The organism is Streptomyces sp. NPDC048643 (genome assembly GCF_040650615.1).
Classification (GTDB): Bacteria; Actinomycetota; Actinomycetes; order Streptomycetales; family Streptomycetaceae; genus Streptomyces.
This window is the reverse complement of sequence record NZ_JBEZHO010000014.1, coordinates 1-14,449: the sequence shown is the minus strand read 5'-3', so window position 1 is coordinate 14,449 and position 14,449 is coordinate 1. Positions and strand designations below refer to the sequence as shown.

Sequence of the window (14,449 nt, the reverse complement as noted above, 5' to 3'; positions counted from 1 at the left end):
CCCGGACCCCCGTCGTCGTACAGCCCGGCCGGACTAGCCGAGCGGCAGGCCCTTGAGCGGCAGCTGGTCGGTCGGCAGGCCGCCCTTGGCCACGCCGTCCGTCGGCAGGCCGCCGCCGGTCGCGGTCTTCGCGGTGTCACCCAGGAGGCCGCCTGCCTGGCCGGCCGTGTCCCCGGCCACCTTCTGGGCGGCGGGCGTCACGGTCTTCGCGACCTTGCCGCCGGCCTTGCCCGCGGCGGGCACCGCCTTCTTGACCGTGTCGCCACCGGACTTGCCGGCCGTCCCGGTGACGTTCTGCGTCGCTCCGTCGACGGTGTTGCCGACGCTCGCCCCGTCCAGGGCGGTCAGTCCGCCGAGGTCGGGGGTGGCCGGCAGTGCGGCCGCCGCGCCGGCGGAGCCGGCCGCACCGACCACGGGCGCCGCTCCCGCTGCGATGAGCAGCGCGACACGGGCGATCCGGCGGGTCAGGGGGAGGGACATGGTGCTCCTTAGACGGGAGAAAACGGTGAACAGTCCGACCGGTCCGGGGTACCGGCTGCTGGTGTGCCTCCGGTGATCGTTCCGGGCTCGGACGCAGTGACTACCGCTCGAAGTCCTCGAAGGTTGCGGTGACCCGACGTAAAGAGTTGGCAATGCGTCGCATAATCAGTTGTGGATAAAAACGGGCAAACGGAGTCGGCCGGGAAAGCTGGGCGAATCCTTACGGCCCTTTGTTCTCAAGGGATTTCGCGAGCCGTCCAGCGAGCGGCCGACATGCCGTACGGAACGCCGGCCCGCCGTGGGCGGGGTAATCCGCACGAGTGAGGGTCCGTACTACTGCCCGGTGATGATCCGGACCTCGGACGCGGCCTTCGCGGTGGGGGAAGCGCCCTTCGCGTCGGTCGTGTGCCACGACCCCTCGGACCGTCCGGCGGTCCACTCGCGGCCCGCGTACGACACCCGCTCGATGTGCAGCGCCGAGGAGTTGGCCACCGCCCAGTGCGCCAGCTCCCAGCCGCGCCGGAGCGTCCCGGTCCCGGAGGTGGCGCCCTCGCGCACCGGCACGGTCACGGTCCGGCCGCCGGCCCCCGGAGAGGGCGATGCCGAGGTCGAGGCGTCGGCGGAGACGGAGGCGGTGGGTTCCGGCCACGCCGAGACACCCTCGGCGCTGACCGTCGCACCCGCCTCCTGGAGGACGTCACGCCCGAAGTCCTTGACGAGCGCGCTGCGCACCGCGTCCGCCCCGCCCGCGGGTGTCGCACCCGGACGCCCCTCGCAGGTCAGCGTCGCGGCGGCGCGGCCGGTCAGGGCGGCGGCCAGCAGCGTCGCGTCCGGCTCGTGCTTGGCGTACGCCTGCGGAAAGCCGCTGCGCTGCACCCGCTGCGCGGCGACGGTCAGCGGCAGCCGCGAGTAGCCCGGAACCTTCGCCAGGTGCTCGTAGAAGATGCCCGACGCGTACGCCGGGTCCATGATCTGGCCCGGTGTGCCCCAGCCCTGTGAGGGCCGCTGCTGGAACAGGCCGAGGGAGTCACGGTCGCCGTGCCGGATGTTGCGCAGCCCCGACTCCTGGAGCGCCGTCGCGAGCGCGATGGCCACCGCGCGCTCGGGCATCCCCCGGGAGGTGCCGACCGCCGAGATCGTCGCCGCGTTCACCGCCTGCTCGGGGCTGAACTCGTACGACGCGCCGTCGCCCTTGCCGGAGACGACGCTGCACCGGGGCGCGCCCGTGCCGCCCGTGAGGTACTGCACGCCGAGATAGCCCGCGAGCGCGAGCAGGACCACGACGGCGCCTCCGAAGCGGAGGAACCTGCGGCGCGGACGCCGGACGGGGGTGGGGGGCGGCTCTGACACGCGTACAAGGTACTGGAGGTCCCTGTCGGCACCCCCTGTGGCTGTGGACAACTCTCGGGCCGGCCGGGACGTACGACTGTTTCCGGCCCCTTCCGAACCCTTCCGGCCCCTTTCCGGACCCCTTCGGAGGCGCAGGCCCGGCGCGCTAGGGTCGACGCCATGGCCGACACCTCCCTTGACCTCACCCTGGACGCAGCCGAGCTCACCGCACAGCTCGTCGACTTCCCCTCGGAGAGCGGCGACGAGAAGCCGCTCGCGGACGCCGTCGAGGCCGCCCTGCGCGCCCTGCCGCATCTGACGGTCGACCGCTACGGCAACAACGTCGTGGCGCGCACGCGGCTCGGCCGCGCCGAGCGGGTCGTCCTGGCCGGTCACATCGACACGGTGCCGATCGCGGACAACGTGCCCTCCCGGCTCGACGAGGACGGCGTGCTGTGGGGCTGCGGCACCTGCGACATGAAGTCGGGCGTCGCGGTCCAGCTCCGGATCGCGGCCACGGTCCCCGAGCCCAACCGCGACCTCACCTTCGTCTTCTACGACAACGAAGAGGTGGCGGCCCACCTGAACGGCCTGAAGCACGTCTCCGACGCCCACCCGGACTGGCTGGAGGGCGACTTCGCGGTCCTCCTCGAACCCTCCGACGGGCAGGTCGAGGGCGGTTGCCAGGGCACACTGCGGGTGCTGCTGAAGACCCGCGGCGAGCGGGCCCACTCCGCCCGCAGCTGGATGGGCTCGAACGCGATCCACGCGGCCTCCCCGATCCTCGCCGCGCTCGCTGCGTACGAGCCGCGATACCCGGTCATCGACGGCCTGGAGTACCGCGAGGGACTGAACGCGGTGGGTATCTCCGGCGGGGTCGCCGGCAACGTCATCCCCGACGAGTGCGTCGTCACCGTCAACTTCCGCTACGCGCCCGACCGCACCGAGGAGGAGGCGATCGAGCACGTCCGCGCGGTCTTCGCCGACTGCGGCGTGGACGAGTTCGTCGTCGACGACCACAGCGGGGCCGCCCTGCCCGGCCTGTCCCATCCGGCCGCAGCCGCGTTCATCGAGGCGGTCGGCGGCACTCCGCAGCCCAAGTACGGCTGGACCGACGTCTCCCGCTTCAGCCGGCTCGGCGTTCCGGCGGTCAACTACGGCCCCGGGAACCCCCACTTGGCGCACAAGCGGGACGAGCGGGTGGAGACGGCCAAGATCCTCGCGGGCGAGGAGCGACTGCGCTCCTGGCTCACCGCCTGAGACGTACCCGACGGCGGTTCGTGGCGGACATGCCGACGTCCCCCCGCCGTAACCAGCGGAGATCTACGCTGGGGCGGAACGACCTTCCCCAGGACCCGGCTCCGGCCGGGGCGGGGAAGACCCGTACGCGGAGGGAGTGGACATGGCTACTGGCAACCCGGAGGGCAAGAAGCGGCCACCGGAGGAGCAGCGGCTGGGCCCGGTGCTGCGCAGGCGGGACCAGGTGCAGGCGAGCACCACGGACCAGCGGCTGCTGGACGCGGGAGGCCCGTCGGACTGGGTGCACACCGACCCCTGGCGGGTGCTGCGCATCCAGTCGGAGTTCATCGAGGGCTTCGGGACGCTGGCCGAACTGCCGCCCGCGATCAGCGTGTTCGGGTCCGCCCGGACGCCGGTCGACTCGTTCGAGTACCAGGCGGGTGTCGCCCTCGGGCGCGGCCTCGTCGAGGCCGGGTTCGCCGTGATCACCGGCGGTGGCCCCGGTGCCATGGAGGCCGCGAACAAGGGTGCCTGCGAGGCGAAGGGCATCTCCGTCGGCCTCGGCATCGAGCTCCCCTTCGAGCAGGGGCTCAACCAGTACGTCGACATCGGCCTGAACTTCCGGTACTTCTTCGTCCGGAAGATGATGTTCGTCAAGTACGCGCAGGGCTTCGTGGTCCTCCCGGGCGGACTCGGCACCCTCGACGAGCTGTTCGAGGCGCTCACCCTGGTCCAGACGCAGAAGGTCACCCGGTTCCCCATCGTGCTGTTCGGCACGGAGTACTGGGGCGGTCTCGTCGACTGGCTCAAGAACACGCTGATCGCCCAGGGCAAGGCCTCCGAGAAGGACCTGCTCCTGTTCCACCTGACCGACGACGTGGACGAAGCGGTGGCCCTGGTGTCGAAGGAGGCCGGCCGGTAGGCCCGCGGCCCGTAGAAGGCCGGGGACCGAGGAGGGGTTGCGCGTCCGGCCCCTCCGCGGTCCCGGCAGCCGTCCGTGTCCGCTACGCCAGCCCCCGCCGGGCCACCGCCGGCGGCCGGTGGCCCGCGATCGACGCCACCATCTCCAGCACCTGCCGGGTCTCGGCGACCTCGTGGACGCGGTAGACCTGCGCCCCCAGCCACGCGGAGACGGCGGTCGTCGCGAGGGTTCCGACGACCCGCTCCTTGACGGGCTTGTCGAGCGTCTCGCCGACGAAGTCCTTGTTGGAGAGCGAGACGAGCACCGGCCACCCGGTCTCGACCATCTCTCCGAGCCGCCGCGTCGCTTCCAGACTGTGCCGCGTGTTCTTCCCGAAGTCGTGCCCGGGATCGATGAGGACCGACTCGCGGGGCACCCCCAGGGAGACCGCGCGCTCCGCCAGACCGAGCGTCACCCGCAGGATGTCGGCCATCACGTCGTCGTACGCGGCCCGGTGCGGGCGGGTCCGCGGCTCCGACTCCCCGGCGTGCGTGCACACCAGGCCCACGCCGTACCGGGCGGCCACCTCCGCCAGCCGCGGGTCGACCCCGCCCCAGGCGTCGTTCAGCAGATCGGCGCCGGCCTCGCAGACCGCCTCGCCCACCTCGTGCCGCCAGGTGTCGACGCTGATGATCACGTCGGGGAAGTTGCGGCGCACCTCGGCGACGAAACCGACCGTGCGGCGCGCCTCCTCCTCCGCGGTGACCTCTTCACCGGGGCCGGCCTTGACCCCGCCGATGTCGATGATGGCGGCGCCCTCGGAGACCGCCTGCTCCACGCGCGCGAGGGCGGGCTCGTCGCGGAAGGTGGCCCCCTGGTCGTAGAACGAGTCCGGGGTCCGGTTCACGATCGCCATGATCACCGGCTCCCGCGGGTCGAATTCACGCCTGCCCAGCCTGAGCATCCCCTATGACCTCTCCCAGTGGTTACCGCCGATGAGCCGCCTGCGACCTTAACTGTCAGACTCGCATGGCACGATCGGAGCCTGACACTTCCGGCGTCAGACTGCGTTCGGCAGCATCAGCAGCTCCGGCACCAGCGGTCGCCGGCATCCGTACTTCGCGCCGACGCGCTCCGCGCCGGCACCAGAGCGTGGGGACCTCCAGCGATGTTCATGTTCTTGTTCCTCGTCGTCGCGCTCGTCGTCGTGGTCGCCGCGGTCACCGTGTCCGTGGTGGGCGGCGGCGAGAGCACCCCGCTTCCCGACGCCGAGCCCGAGCGGCTGCACGACCCGCTGCCGTACGACCGTCCGGTGCGCCGGGGTGACGTGGACGCGGTGCGCTTCCCGGTCGCCGTGCGCGGCTACCGCATGGCGGACGTGGACGACGTCCTCGGGCGTCTCAGCGCCGAGATCGGTGAGCGGGACGCGCGGATCGCCGACCTGGAGTCCGCGCTCGCGGGGGCCCGCGCGGCGAGCGCCCCCACCTCGCTGCGCAAGCACCCGGAGGACGAGCAGTGAGCGACGCGCTGGCCGGTCCCGACGGGGTGCTGCGCTGCCCCTGGGCGCTGTCGACCGAGGACTATGTGGCGTACCACGACGAGGAGTGGGGCCGCCCGGTCCACGGCGACCAGGCGCTGTACGAGCGGCTGTGCCTGGAGGCCTTCCAGTCCGGCCTGTCCTGGATCACCATCCTGCGGCGCCGCCCCGGCTTCCGTGCCGCGTTCGCGGGCTTCGAGATCGCCGAGGTCGCGACGTTCACCGACGCCGACAAGGAGCGCCTGCTCGGTGACCCCGGGATCATCCGCAACCGCGCCAAGATCGAGGCGACGGTCGCCAACGCGCGCGTGCTGGCCGACTGGGCGCCGGGCGAACTGGACGAGTTGATCTGGTCCTTCGCCCCCGACCCGGCGACCCGCCCGGCCCCGCGCGGGCTCTCCGACGTCCCCGCCGTCACCGACGAGTCGACCGCCCTGTCCAAGACGCTCAAGAAGCGCGGCATCCGCTTCGTGGGCCCCACGACCGCGTACGCGCTGATGCAGGCGTGCGGACTGGTCAACGACCACCTGGCGGACTGCGGGGCGCGCGACGCCGTCTGACGGGCGCCGGTGACGGTGACCGGCCGCCCGGGTGGGACGCCGGACGGGGAGGGGCGCAAGGGCCGTTCAAGGCCCTTGCGCCCCTCCCCGTCGGCCGTCGGCCGGTCAGCGTCCGAGGTACTTCGGCTTCTCCTTGTCGACGAACGCCTGGACCGCGATGGTGTGGTCCTCGGAGGCACCGGCCCGCGCCTGGAGTTCGTCCTCCTTCTCCAAGGTCTCGTCGAGGGAGTGGGTCAGCCCGAAGGCGAGGGACTCCTTCAGCGCCGCGTAGGCGAGCGTCGGCCCCGCGGCCAGCGCCCGAGCGACCTTCTCTGCCTCGGCGTGCAGTTCCGTGGCCGGAACGAGCCTGTTCGCGATGCCCAGTTCGTAGGCCTCCTGCGCGCTGATGCTGCGCGGGAAGAGCAGCAGGTCGGCGGCGCGGCTCGGGCCGACGACCCGGGGCAGCGTCCAGGAGACCCCCGAGTCGGCGGTCAGCGCGACCCCGGCGAACGAGGTGTTGAAGGCGGCGGTGTCGGCGACCACGCGGTAGTCCGCGGCGAGCGCGAACCCGAGACCGGCACCCGCCGCGACGCCGTTGACGCCCGCCACCACCGGCTTCGCGGCGCCGGTCAGGGCGCGCACGATGGGGTTGTAGTGCTCGCGCACGGTGCTCATGGTCCGGCCCTCGCCGGACTGCTTGTCGGCGGCGAGCAGCCCGATGTGCTCCTTGAGGTCCTGCCCGACGCAGAACGCCCGGTCACCCGCGGCGGTCAGCAGGATCGCCCGCACGCCCTCGTCGGCCGCCGCCTCCTGTGCCGCGTCGCGGAGGGCGACCTTGGTCCCGGTGTTCATCGCGTTCATCGCCTCGGGGCGGTTCAGCGTGATCGTCGCGAGTCCGTCGCTCACCTCGTAGAGCACGGTGTCGGCCATGGTGGGTCCCCTCCGGTGTCGCGGCTCCGTCGTACCGGCCGGTACGTCCTGTCCGATGACAGCATGGCGGAGATCACCGGCGGTGGAGCCGGGCGGTCATGTGACCTGCGTCAAAGAATTCCGGGCCCTGGAAGTCCATGCGGCGGCGCAGTATCGCAGTCACATCGCCGAATTGAGTGGTTTTGCTCAAGCGCGTTGCGCAAGCGATGCCGACTGATGTTGGTCATCGGGTCCTGAGATGCGGGATAATGGCCTGGAAGCAATGTGTTCGATGCCGGTGACGTGTGTCCTATGAGTGGACGTGCGTGCCCTCCGAGGGGGCCGTCGGCGACGATGAGCTGGTTTCAGGAAGGGGAACGAGCATGGCGGCCATGAAGCCGCGGACGGGCGATGGCCCGCTCGAGGTGACCAAGGAGGGGCGGGGCATCGTCATGCGCGTTCCGCTCGAAGGCGGCGGTCGGCTCGTCGTCGAGCTGACCCCTGACGAGGCCGACGCGCTCGGCGACGCTCTCAAGAAGGTCGTCGGCTGACGCGGAACGCGACCCTACCTTTTCGGCTTCCCCGGCACCGTACCTGGTGTCGGGGACGCTGTCTTTTCGGGCAGAGAACACTGCCCCGGCGCCCCGCCCGGCGCCCGCCCCCGGCGATGTAAGACCTGGTCAGAGGTGTGCGAAGGGGTACGTGGTGAGGGGCGGGCGGCCGTGACCGGTCAGCGCTTGACCGCGCACAGCAGGCCGTCGCCCACCGGCAGCAACGACGGCACCAGCTCCTGGCTCTCGCGCACCGCGCGCAGCAGTTCACGCAGCCGGCTCACCTCGACCGGCTGGGGTCCGGAGTCCACGGTGCGGCCGTCCGCGAAGACGCCCTCGAAGACGACGAGCCCGCCCGCGCGCAACAGGCGCAACGATTCAGCGAGGTAGTCCAGGCACTCCAGCCGGTCGCCGTCGCAGAAGACGAGGTCGTATCCGGCGTCCGCGAGGCGGGGCAGGACGTCCAGCGCGCGGCCCGGGATGAAGCGCGCCCGGTTGCTGGCGAAACCGGCGGCACGGAAGGCCTGGCGGGCGAACTGCTGGCGCTCCGGCTCCGGATCCACGGTGGTCAGTACCCCGTCCGGCCGCATGCCGTGCAGGAGATGGATTCCGGAGACGCCGGTCCCGGTCCCGATCTCCGCGACCGCCTTCGCGTCCACGGTGGCGGCGAGCATCCGCAGCGCCGCGCCCGTGCCGGGAGACACCGAGCGCATGCCTGCCTCGCGGGCCCGGTCCCGGGCCCAGCGCAGCGTCTCGTCCTCGGCGACAAAGGCGTCGGCGAACGCCCAGCTCGTCTGCCGGTTGCCGGTAATGACCCTCTCCTGTCCCCGTGGTTGCCTGGGCGTGACTGTATCCGTTGGTGCCGGGAACCTGCTGATGGGACCGGGCGTTTAGAGGGGTGGGGAAACAGAGCGGGGGAAAGACGATGGACCAGCGCACGGGGCGAGGTGGCGGGCAGGTGCTGACGCACCCATATGAGCCCGTATCAAATTCTCGTAAAACCGCTTATCCGGAGCTAACGGGCGAGGTGGCTATGGTAGGGGCTCCACTGGACACCACCAGAGCCGACAGGGGAGGTGCGGCTGCGCCTGTGGATCGAGGCGGAGTGCTCCGGCGCCTGCTCAGATCGGCGGGTGAGCCGAAATCCGTGACCGACAACGCTGACCAGTCCCACGCTGCTGCCCCTGTGCAGACCGCGACGTTCACCACCGACGCGGAGTCGCAGCCGTGGACTCCGCCCACGTGGGAGGAGATCGTCAGCACCCACAGCGGCCGCGTCTACCGCCTCGCCTACCGCCTCACGGGCAACCAGCACGACGCCGAGGACCTCACGCAGGAAGTCTTCGTCCGCGTCTTCCGCTCGCTGTCCACCTACACGCCCGGCACCTTCGAGGGCTGGCTGCACCGCATCACCACGAACCTCTTCCTGGACATGGTGCGCCGAAAGCAGCGCATCCGTTTCGACGCCCTCGGCGACGACGCGGCCGAGCGCCTGCCCAGCAGAGAACCCTCCCCGCAGCAGGTCTTCAACGACGCGCACTTCGACGCCGACGTCCAGCAGGCGCTGGACACCCTCGCGCCCGAGTTCCGCGCCGCCGTCGTCCTCTGCGACATCGAAGGACTGTCGTACGAGGAGATCGCCGCGACCCTGGGCGTGAAGCTCGGCACGGTCCGCTCCCGGATCCACCGCGGCCGCTCCCAGCTGCGCAAGGCCCTGGCACACCGGTCCCCCGAGGCCCGCGCCGAGCGACGCTCGTTCGCGGCCCGTGTGCCCGTGCTGGGGGGAGGGGGCGCGACCGCGTGAGTGGAACCCGTCCCACCCCTGCCGAGCAGCACCTAGGGGACCGACTTTCCGCCCTCGTGGACGGAGAGCTCGGTCATGAGTCGCGCGACCGCGTCCTCGCCCACCTCGCCACCTGCGCGAAGTGCAAGGCCGAGGCTGACGCCCAGCGACGCCTGAAGAACGTGTTCGCCGAAATGGCCCCGCCGCCCCCGTCCGAAAGCTTCCTGGCCCGTCTCCAGGGGCTGCCCGGGGGAGGGGACTCCGACAGCGGTTCGCCCTTCGGCGGAGGCGCGTTCGGAGGAAGACTTCCCGGCGGCTCCGCGAGCCCGGGCATGCCCGGCGTCTTCGGAGTGCGCGGTGAGCCCTTCGGATACGTGCCCACCGGACCGCACGCCGACGTGCTGCCTCCCTCCTCCGGGCGCGGCTTCCGTATCCATGACGTCAGCCGTCACGAGGCCGAGCGGTCGGCCTCGCGCGGGTTGCGCTTCGCGGCCGCCGCGGCCGGTGCGGTCTCGCTGGCCGCCGTCGCGCTCGGCGGGGTGTCGACCGGAATCGCCGGGGACACCGTGGACGCGCGCGGAGGCTCCGGCCTCGGAAGCAACGTGACACCGGCGCGGACCCAGGGCACCGGCACTCCCACGACCCCCGAGGCTCAGCGCCGCCGGTCGGTCGGGCCGCTGCTCGCCCAGGGCGAGCGCTCCCTCGGCAACGCTCCGGTCGCCCCGACCGAGGTGTCCGCCCCGCTGCTGCCCGGAGTCCCCGCTCCGGCGAACCGCGGCACGGACGCCGTGCACACGCTGACGACCCCGGTGGTCGCCGGTGCCGCCGCCATGTCCCCGCTGATACGCCCGCTCACCAGCGCCCAGCCGGTCGCGCTGAACACGTGGTCCGCCGCCTCGGAGACCACGAGCCCGGGCCTGCTCGCCGCCCCCGCCGCCACACCGTCCCCCTCTTCCTCCGCGTCCCCGACCTCCCCCTCCGCTCGTAGCCTTCGCTGACCACGTCCTCTGCGCGGCGGCCCGTGAACCTGGTTGAATCCGGGGTGGGCCGCGCTCGCGGGAGGGATTCCGGGCGTGGCGTCGACCGGTCTGTGGGGGCCGTCGCCGAGTTGTGCCGCGGGCCATGTGTGGGGAGAGCATGAACGAGGGGAAGCCCACGAAGGCGAAGTGGTGGAGCAGGCCCCGGCCGCACGGCCCAGGCCCCGACACCGCACCGGTTCCTCTGACGGACCCGAACCCGGACTCCGAGGGCCCTGTCGGCGAACCGGCGGCCGAGCGGGACGACACCGTCGAGCGCCCCGGCTTTTCCGAGGCCGTTCCCGCCCAGTCGGGCACGGCTGAGACCCTGGCGCACCTGCCGGGGGCCCGAGAGGGCGCGGCCCGTGACGCACACCTGCCGGGGGTCCCCGAGGACGAAACCGTTGCGTCGCACCTGCCCGGAGCCCGTGTGTCCGACGCCGGTGACGCGGATGGCGCCGGGGCCGGAGCGGGGGCCGACGGCGGCGCGCACCTTCCGGGAGCCCGTGAGACCGGTACCGGTGAGTCGGGCCAGCCGGGGATCCGTGAGCCCGACGCCGACGCCGACGCCGATGACGCGCACGGGGCCGGGGCCGGCGAGGGTGCCCACGGTGACGTGCACCCACCGGCAGCCCGTGAGACCGACGCGGGTGACTACGAGCTGGCGCGGCCTGCCGCGAACACCGGCCCGGCGCGGGAGCCTGCCCCGGCGAACGCTAGCCCGGGGCTGAAGTCCGCCTCCGCGAACGCCGGCCCTGGGCGGGAGCCTGCCCCCGTGAATACCGGCCCGGCGCCGGAGCCTGCCCCCGTGAACACCGGTTCCGCCCCGTACTCCCGCTCCGGTCTCGGCCTTGGCCCGGACTCCGACTCCGACTCCGACTCCGACAGGGCGTCCGAAGGCGGCGAGGTCGTCGGCGGCCTCTCCGCGGAACCCGGCGGTGCCGCACCGGGGTCGGGGCCCCACGGCGCCGGCGCAGGCCCCGCCGCATCGTCCCTCGCCGGTGACGGCACCGGCCTCCGTGAGGAGGGGGACTACGAGTTGGCGCGACCCGCTGAGGCGCGTCCGGAGCCCCTGCACGCGTCCGACCCCTACCGCACCCCTCCCTACGGCCACCCCGGCCCCTGGGCCCCCGCTCCGCCCGTCCAGCACCCCACCGCCCCGCACGCCCAGGGCCCCGACCTCTCCGCGGCGATCCCGGCGCAGGCCCAGGCCTCGCCCCTCGACCCCCCGCCCCAGGACGTCACGTCCCCGGCACCCGCCGGGCCGAGCGACCCGCAGGCTCCCGAGGACACGGCCCCGGATCCCTGGCGGAACTACGACCCCTGGGCAGCTCCGGCGCCGCTCCAGCAGCACGGGGGCGCCGTGCCCACCGTGACGCAGCGCCGCCAGCGGACGCGGAAGACACTCGTCCTCGGGGCCGTCGTGCTGGCGCTGGTGTCCGGCGGGGTGGGCGGCGTCGTGGGCGCGTATCTGCAGCGCAACGAAGGGACGACGAAGGTCGAGCTGCCGCAGGCCGCCAAGGAGGCCCCCGGGCGGCCCTCGGACAGCGTGGCCGGCATCGCGGCGCACGCGCTCCCCAGCGTCGTCACCCTGCATGTGCGGGGGAGCGAGGAGGAGGGCACCGGCACCGGGTTCGTCCTCGACGGCCGGGGACACATCCTGACCAACAACCACGTGATCGAACCCGCCGGCGACAGCGGCGAGATATCGGTGACGTTCAGCGGTGGCGAGACCGCGAAGGCGAAGGTCGTCGGGCACGACAGCGGCTACGACCTGGCCGTCGTGAAGGTCTCCGGCGTCTCGGGACTCGCCCCGATGCCGCTCGGGAACTCCGACAGCGTCCAGGTCGGCGACCCGGTCGTCGCCATCGGCGCGCCCTTCGACCTCGCCAACACCGTCACCTCCGGGATCATCAGCGCCAAGGAGCGGCCCATCACGGCGGGCGGCGAGAAGGGCGACGGCACCGACGTCTCGTACGTGGACGCCCTGCAGACCGACGCCCCGATCAACCCCGGCAACTCGGGCGGCCCGCTCCTCGACTCGCGGGCCCGGGTCATCGGCGTCAACAGCGCCATCCGCTCCGCCGACAACGGCTCCGACCTGGAGAGCGGTCAGGCCGGCTCCATCGGCCTCGGCTTCGCCATCCCCGTGAACCAGGCCAAGCGGGTCGCCGAGGAACTCATCAACACCGGCCGGGCCACGCACCCGGTGATCGGCGTCACGCTCGACATGAACTACGCGGGCGACGGCGCGCGGGTCGGCGCGAAGGCGGCCGACGGCGGTCCGCCGGTCAGCCCGCGCGGACCCGGTGCCGAGGCGGGAGTCAAGGCGGGCGACGTGATCACCGAGGTCGACGGCACGCGCGTGCACTCCGGCGAGGAACTCATCGTCAGGACCCGCGCCCACCGGCCCGGGGACCACCTCAGGCTCACCCTTCGCCGAGGCGGCGCCGAGCGCACGGTGACCCTCGTCCTCGGGTCCGCCGACGGCGACTGAGGGCCCGCGAGCCCCGGCACGGGAATGACACGAACCTCACAGCGGAGGACGACACCGCAGCTCCGGACGGCAAACATCACGGAAAACCACAGGTGCACAGCAAGTCGGAAGCCCCTGGACAGTTCCGGACGGACGGGATCGCCGGGTACCGTTGGTCACGGCCCGGACCACGGAACACTCCCGAGGGCCGAGGCCCGGACATCGCAAGGAGCTACCAGGTGTTCAATGACATAGGACCACTTGAGCTGGTGACGCTCGTCGTCCTCGCCGTGCTCGTGTTCGGTCCGGACAAGCTCCCGAAGATGATTCAGGACGTCACGCGCACGATCCGCAAGATCCGTGAGTTCTCGGAGAGCGCCAAGGCGGACATCCGTGACGAGCTGGGCCCCGAGTTCAAGGACTTCGAGTTCGAGGACCTGAACCCCAAGACGTTCCTGCGCAAGCAGCTGGACAACGACGAGCTGGGGCTCAAGGAGATCCGTAACGGCTTCGACCTGAAGAAGGAGATGGCCGAGGTCACGGACGCGGTGCACAGCCGTGAGTCCGACTCCTCCGCCTCCTCGAAGGGCTCGGCCGGCGGCTCCGTCGACATGACGAAGAAGCCCGAGAAGGCCGACCCGGACGAGCGCCCGCCCTACGACGCCGACGCCACCTGATCCACGGCGTCCGTCCGTACCACCCGTCCGTACCACCGAGCCGGGACACCGGGTCGAGACGCGGAGCCGCGACACCGGCTCCGCGGCGGTGTGCCGGGGCCGGAAACATGCCCCGCCCGGCCCGTTTCCGCCGTGCACACGCCCCACGCGCCGGGCGCTTTCGCCGCTGCTCGCAGCGGTGTGGCTATGCTGCCCAGTTGTTGTGCGGACCGAAGGACGCCCGAGGGGGGCGGGCCACCCGGTCCGCCGAGAGCGAGGAGGCGTCCGGCAGATGGAGACGACAAGTCGGGTAGGCGCGCAGGCGCCGGCCGCGGACGGCGGACAGCAGGTCCCCACCGCCCGGCGTACGGTCGACGGTTACCTGCTGGCGCCCTTCCCCTGGTACGGCCTCGACGAGGCCTTCACGGGGCCGCGCTGGCTGATGCAGGTGGGTATGTCGGCGGAGGGCGTGGTCGAGCACGGTTCGATCGGCCACGGCGACGAGCCGGTGGTGCGCCCCGAGCCGGCCGACGACAAGGAACGGTTCGCGGTGGTCGTCACGGTCGCCGCCAATCCCGATCGGCGCAGCGCCGACGGCACGGGCCTGCTGGAGGCCACCTCGGTCTCCTCGGCCGCCTGGCTGGCCGGTGTGGGGCTGCTGTCCTTCACCTGGCCCGGCCAGATGGACCACACGCTGCGCGACGACTGGCTGGACCAGCAGACCGAGACCGCCTGGGTGCTGGCCGACGACCTGGACGGCGCGGACTGGTCCACGCTGTCCCTCCCCGTGGACGGGGTCCCGACGACCTTCCACTACCGCGAGTCCGAGTTCGGCTGGGTGCTCGCCGGCTCCACCCAGGAGGGCGTCCACGTGGGCGCCTACGGGCGGGGCATGAGCGCGTACGGACTGGGCTTCGCGATGATCAAGGACATCGGGGCGTACGCCTAGGACGTACCGGCTGCGGCCGGTACGAAGGAGGGGCGGGGGGGCGGCGCGCGGGCCCCCCACCCCCAAAACAACAGCAAACGCGTG

Annotated in this window: 15 protein-coding genes; 10 read left to right on the top strand and 5 right to left on the bottom strand. The window is 72.4% G+C overall.

The genetic code is table 11. The annotated features are described in order from the left end of the window. Positions 1-33: 33 nt before the first annotated feature. Together AB0C62_RS16325 and AB0C62_RS16320 are read right to left on the bottom strand one after the other, a co-directional pair. Positions 34-480 (bottom strand): ATP-binding protein, encoded by a 447-nt coding sequence (locus AB0C62_RS16325; RefSeq protein WP_362973599.1) that lies wholly within the window; start codon positions 478-480, stop codon positions 34-36. A 333-nt stretch (positions 481-813) separates the two neighbouring features. Beyond that, on the bottom strand, positions 814-1,830 hold the full coding sequence (locus tag AB0C62_RS16320) for a heavy metal transporter (protein ID WP_362973597.1): 1,017 nt from the start codon (positions 1,828-1,830) through the stop codon (positions 814-816). 159 nt (positions 1,831-1,989) lie between these two features. Between AB0C62_RS16320 and dapE the strand changes: the two genes are divergently transcribed. Both dapE and AB0C62_RS16310 read left to right on the top strand, forming a co-directional pair. After that, entirely contained in the window at positions 1,990-3,069 is a 1,080-nt protein-coding gene (dapE, locus tag AB0C62_RS16315; protein ID WP_351429853.1) for a succinyl-diaminopimelate desuccinylase, read from the top strand. Between the two features lie 142 nt (positions 3,070-3,211). Further along, complete coding sequence (locus AB0C62_RS16310; RefSeq protein WP_164371896.1) at positions 3,212-3,970, top strand: TIGR00730 family Rossman fold protein; 759 nt, start codon at positions 3,212-3,214, stop codon at positions 3,968-3,970. A gap of 82 nt (positions 3,971-4,052) precedes the next feature. Here the strand turns inward: AB0C62_RS16310 and folP are convergent, their stop codons facing one another. Next, on the bottom strand, positions 4,053-4,913 hold the full coding sequence (folP, locus tag AB0C62_RS16305; RefSeq protein ID WP_362973595.1) for a dihydropteroate synthase: 861 nt from the start codon (positions 4,911-4,913) through the stop codon (positions 4,053-4,055). A gap of 204 nt (positions 4,914-5,117) precedes the next feature. Here folP and AB0C62_RS16300 point away from each other — a divergent pair, with 204 nt between their 5' ends. Both AB0C62_RS16300 and AB0C62_RS16295 read left to right on the top strand, forming a co-directional pair. Then, positions 5,118-5,468 carry a DivIVA domain-containing protein gene (locus tag AB0C62_RS16300; RefSeq protein ID WP_362973593.1) on the top strand — a complete coding sequence of 117 codons (351 nt, stop codon included), beginning with the start codon at positions 5,118-5,120 and terminating at the stop codon, positions 5,466-5,468. Continuing rightward, positions 5,465-6,046 carry a DNA-3-methyladenine glycosylase I gene (locus AB0C62_RS16295; protein ID WP_362973591.1) on the top strand — a complete coding sequence of 194 codons (582 nt, stop codon included), beginning with the start codon at positions 5,465-5,467 and terminating at the stop codon, positions 6,044-6,046. Before AB0C62_RS16300 ends, AB0C62_RS16295 begins: the two co-directional genes overlap by 4 nt. A 105-nt stretch (positions 6,047-6,151) precedes the next feature. On the opposite strand, the gene AB0C62_RS16290 is transcribed toward AB0C62_RS16295, so the two are convergent. Further along, positions 6,152-6,955 carry an enoyl-CoA hydratase-related protein gene (locus AB0C62_RS16290; protein ID WP_362973589.1) on the bottom strand — a complete coding sequence of 268 codons (804 nt, stop codon included), beginning with the start codon at positions 6,953-6,955 and terminating at the stop codon, positions 6,152-6,154. 362 nt (positions 6,956-7,317) lie between these two features. On the opposite strand from AB0C62_RS16290, the gene AB0C62_RS16285 reads away from it, so the two are divergent. Continuing rightward, positions 7,318-7,485, top strand: coding sequence for a DUF3117 domain-containing protein (locus tag AB0C62_RS16285; RefSeq protein ID WP_003966491.1), 168 nt, complete (start codon positions 7,318-7,320; stop codon positions 7,483-7,485). Positions 7,486-7,664: 179 nt separating this feature from the next. On the opposite strand, the gene AB0C62_RS16280 is transcribed toward AB0C62_RS16285, so the two are convergent. Continuing rightward, on the bottom strand, positions 7,665-8,198 hold the full coding sequence (locus tag AB0C62_RS16280; RefSeq protein WP_362973587.1) for an O-methyltransferase: 534 nt from the start codon (positions 8,196-8,198) through the stop codon (positions 7,665-7,667). Between the two features lie 392 nt (positions 8,199-8,590). Here AB0C62_RS16280 and sigE point away from each other — a divergent pair, with 392 nt between their 5' ends. The 5 genes from sigE to AB0C62_RS16255 all read left to right on the top strand — a co-directional run bounded on the left by sigE (position 8,591) and on the right by AB0C62_RS16255 (position 14,365). After that, the gene (sigE, locus tag AB0C62_RS16275; protein WP_266762435.1) at positions 8,591-9,289 is read left to right on the top strand and encodes an RNA polymerase sigma factor SigE; all 699 of its coding nucleotides are present in this window, start codon (positions 8,591-8,593) and stop codon (positions 9,287-9,289) included. Continuing rightward, on the top strand, positions 9,286-10,266 hold the full coding sequence (locus tag AB0C62_RS16270) for an anti-sigma factor (RefSeq protein WP_362973585.1): 981 nt from the start codon (positions 9,286-9,288) through the stop codon (positions 10,264-10,266). The genes sigE and AB0C62_RS16270 overlap by 4 nt, the downstream gene beginning before the upstream one ends. A gap of 826 nt (positions 10,267-11,092) precedes the next feature. Continuing rightward, complete coding sequence (locus AB0C62_RS16265; protein ID WP_362973583.1) at positions 11,093-12,781, top strand: trypsin-like peptidase domain-containing protein; 1,689 nt, start codon at positions 11,093-11,095, stop codon at positions 12,779-12,781. A 218-nt stretch (positions 12,782-12,999) separates the two neighbouring features. Beyond that, complete coding sequence (locus AB0C62_RS16260) at positions 13,000-13,437, top strand: sec-independent translocase (protein ID WP_355865026.1); 438 nt, start codon at positions 13,000-13,002, stop codon at positions 13,435-13,437. A 271-nt stretch (positions 13,438-13,708) separates the two neighbouring features. Further along, positions 13,709-14,365, top strand: coding sequence for a hypothetical protein (locus AB0C62_RS16255; RefSeq protein ID WP_081219265.1), 657 nt, complete (start codon positions 13,709-13,711; stop codon positions 14,363-14,365). Positions 14,366-14,449 lie beyond the last annotated feature (84 nt).

Excerpts from the sequence above, each read along its gene's own strand:
- AB0C62_RS16325 (WP_362973599.1), bottom strand. The coding sequence starts at position 480 with ATGTCCCTCCCCCTGACCCGCCGGATCGCCCGTGTCGCGCTGCTCATC.
- dapE (WP_351429853.1), top strand. The coding sequence starts at position 1,990 with ATGGCCGACACCTCCCTTGACCTCACCCTGGACGCAGCCGAGCTCACC.
- AB0C62_RS16310 (WP_164371896.1), top strand. The coding sequence starts at position 3,212 with ATGGCTACTGGCAACCCGGAGGGCAAGAAGCGGCCACCGGAGGAGCAG.
- folP (WP_362973595.1), bottom strand. The coding sequence starts at position 4,913 with ATGCTCAGGCTGGGCAGGCGTGAATTCGACCCGCGGGAGCCGGTGATC.
- AB0C62_RS16300 (WP_362973593.1), top strand. The coding sequence starts at position 5,118 with ATGTTCATGTTCTTGTTCCTCGTCGTCGCGCTCGTCGTCGTGGTCGCC.
- AB0C62_RS16290 (WP_362973589.1), bottom strand. The coding sequence starts at position 6,955 with ATGGCCGACACCGTGCTCTACGAGGTGAGCGACGGACTCGCGACGATC.
- AB0C62_RS16285 (WP_003966491.1), top strand. The coding sequence starts at position 7,318 with ATGGCGGCCATGAAGCCGCGGACGGGCGATGGCCCGCTCGAGGTGACC.
- AB0C62_RS16280 (WP_362973587.1), bottom strand. The coding sequence starts at position 8,198 with ATGCGCTCGGTGTCTCCCGGCACGGGCGCGGCGCTGCGGATGCTCGCC.
- AB0C62_RS16255 (WP_081219265.1), top strand. The coding sequence starts at position 13,709 with ATGGAGACGACAAGTCGGGTAGGCGCGCAGGCGCCGGCCGCGGACGGC.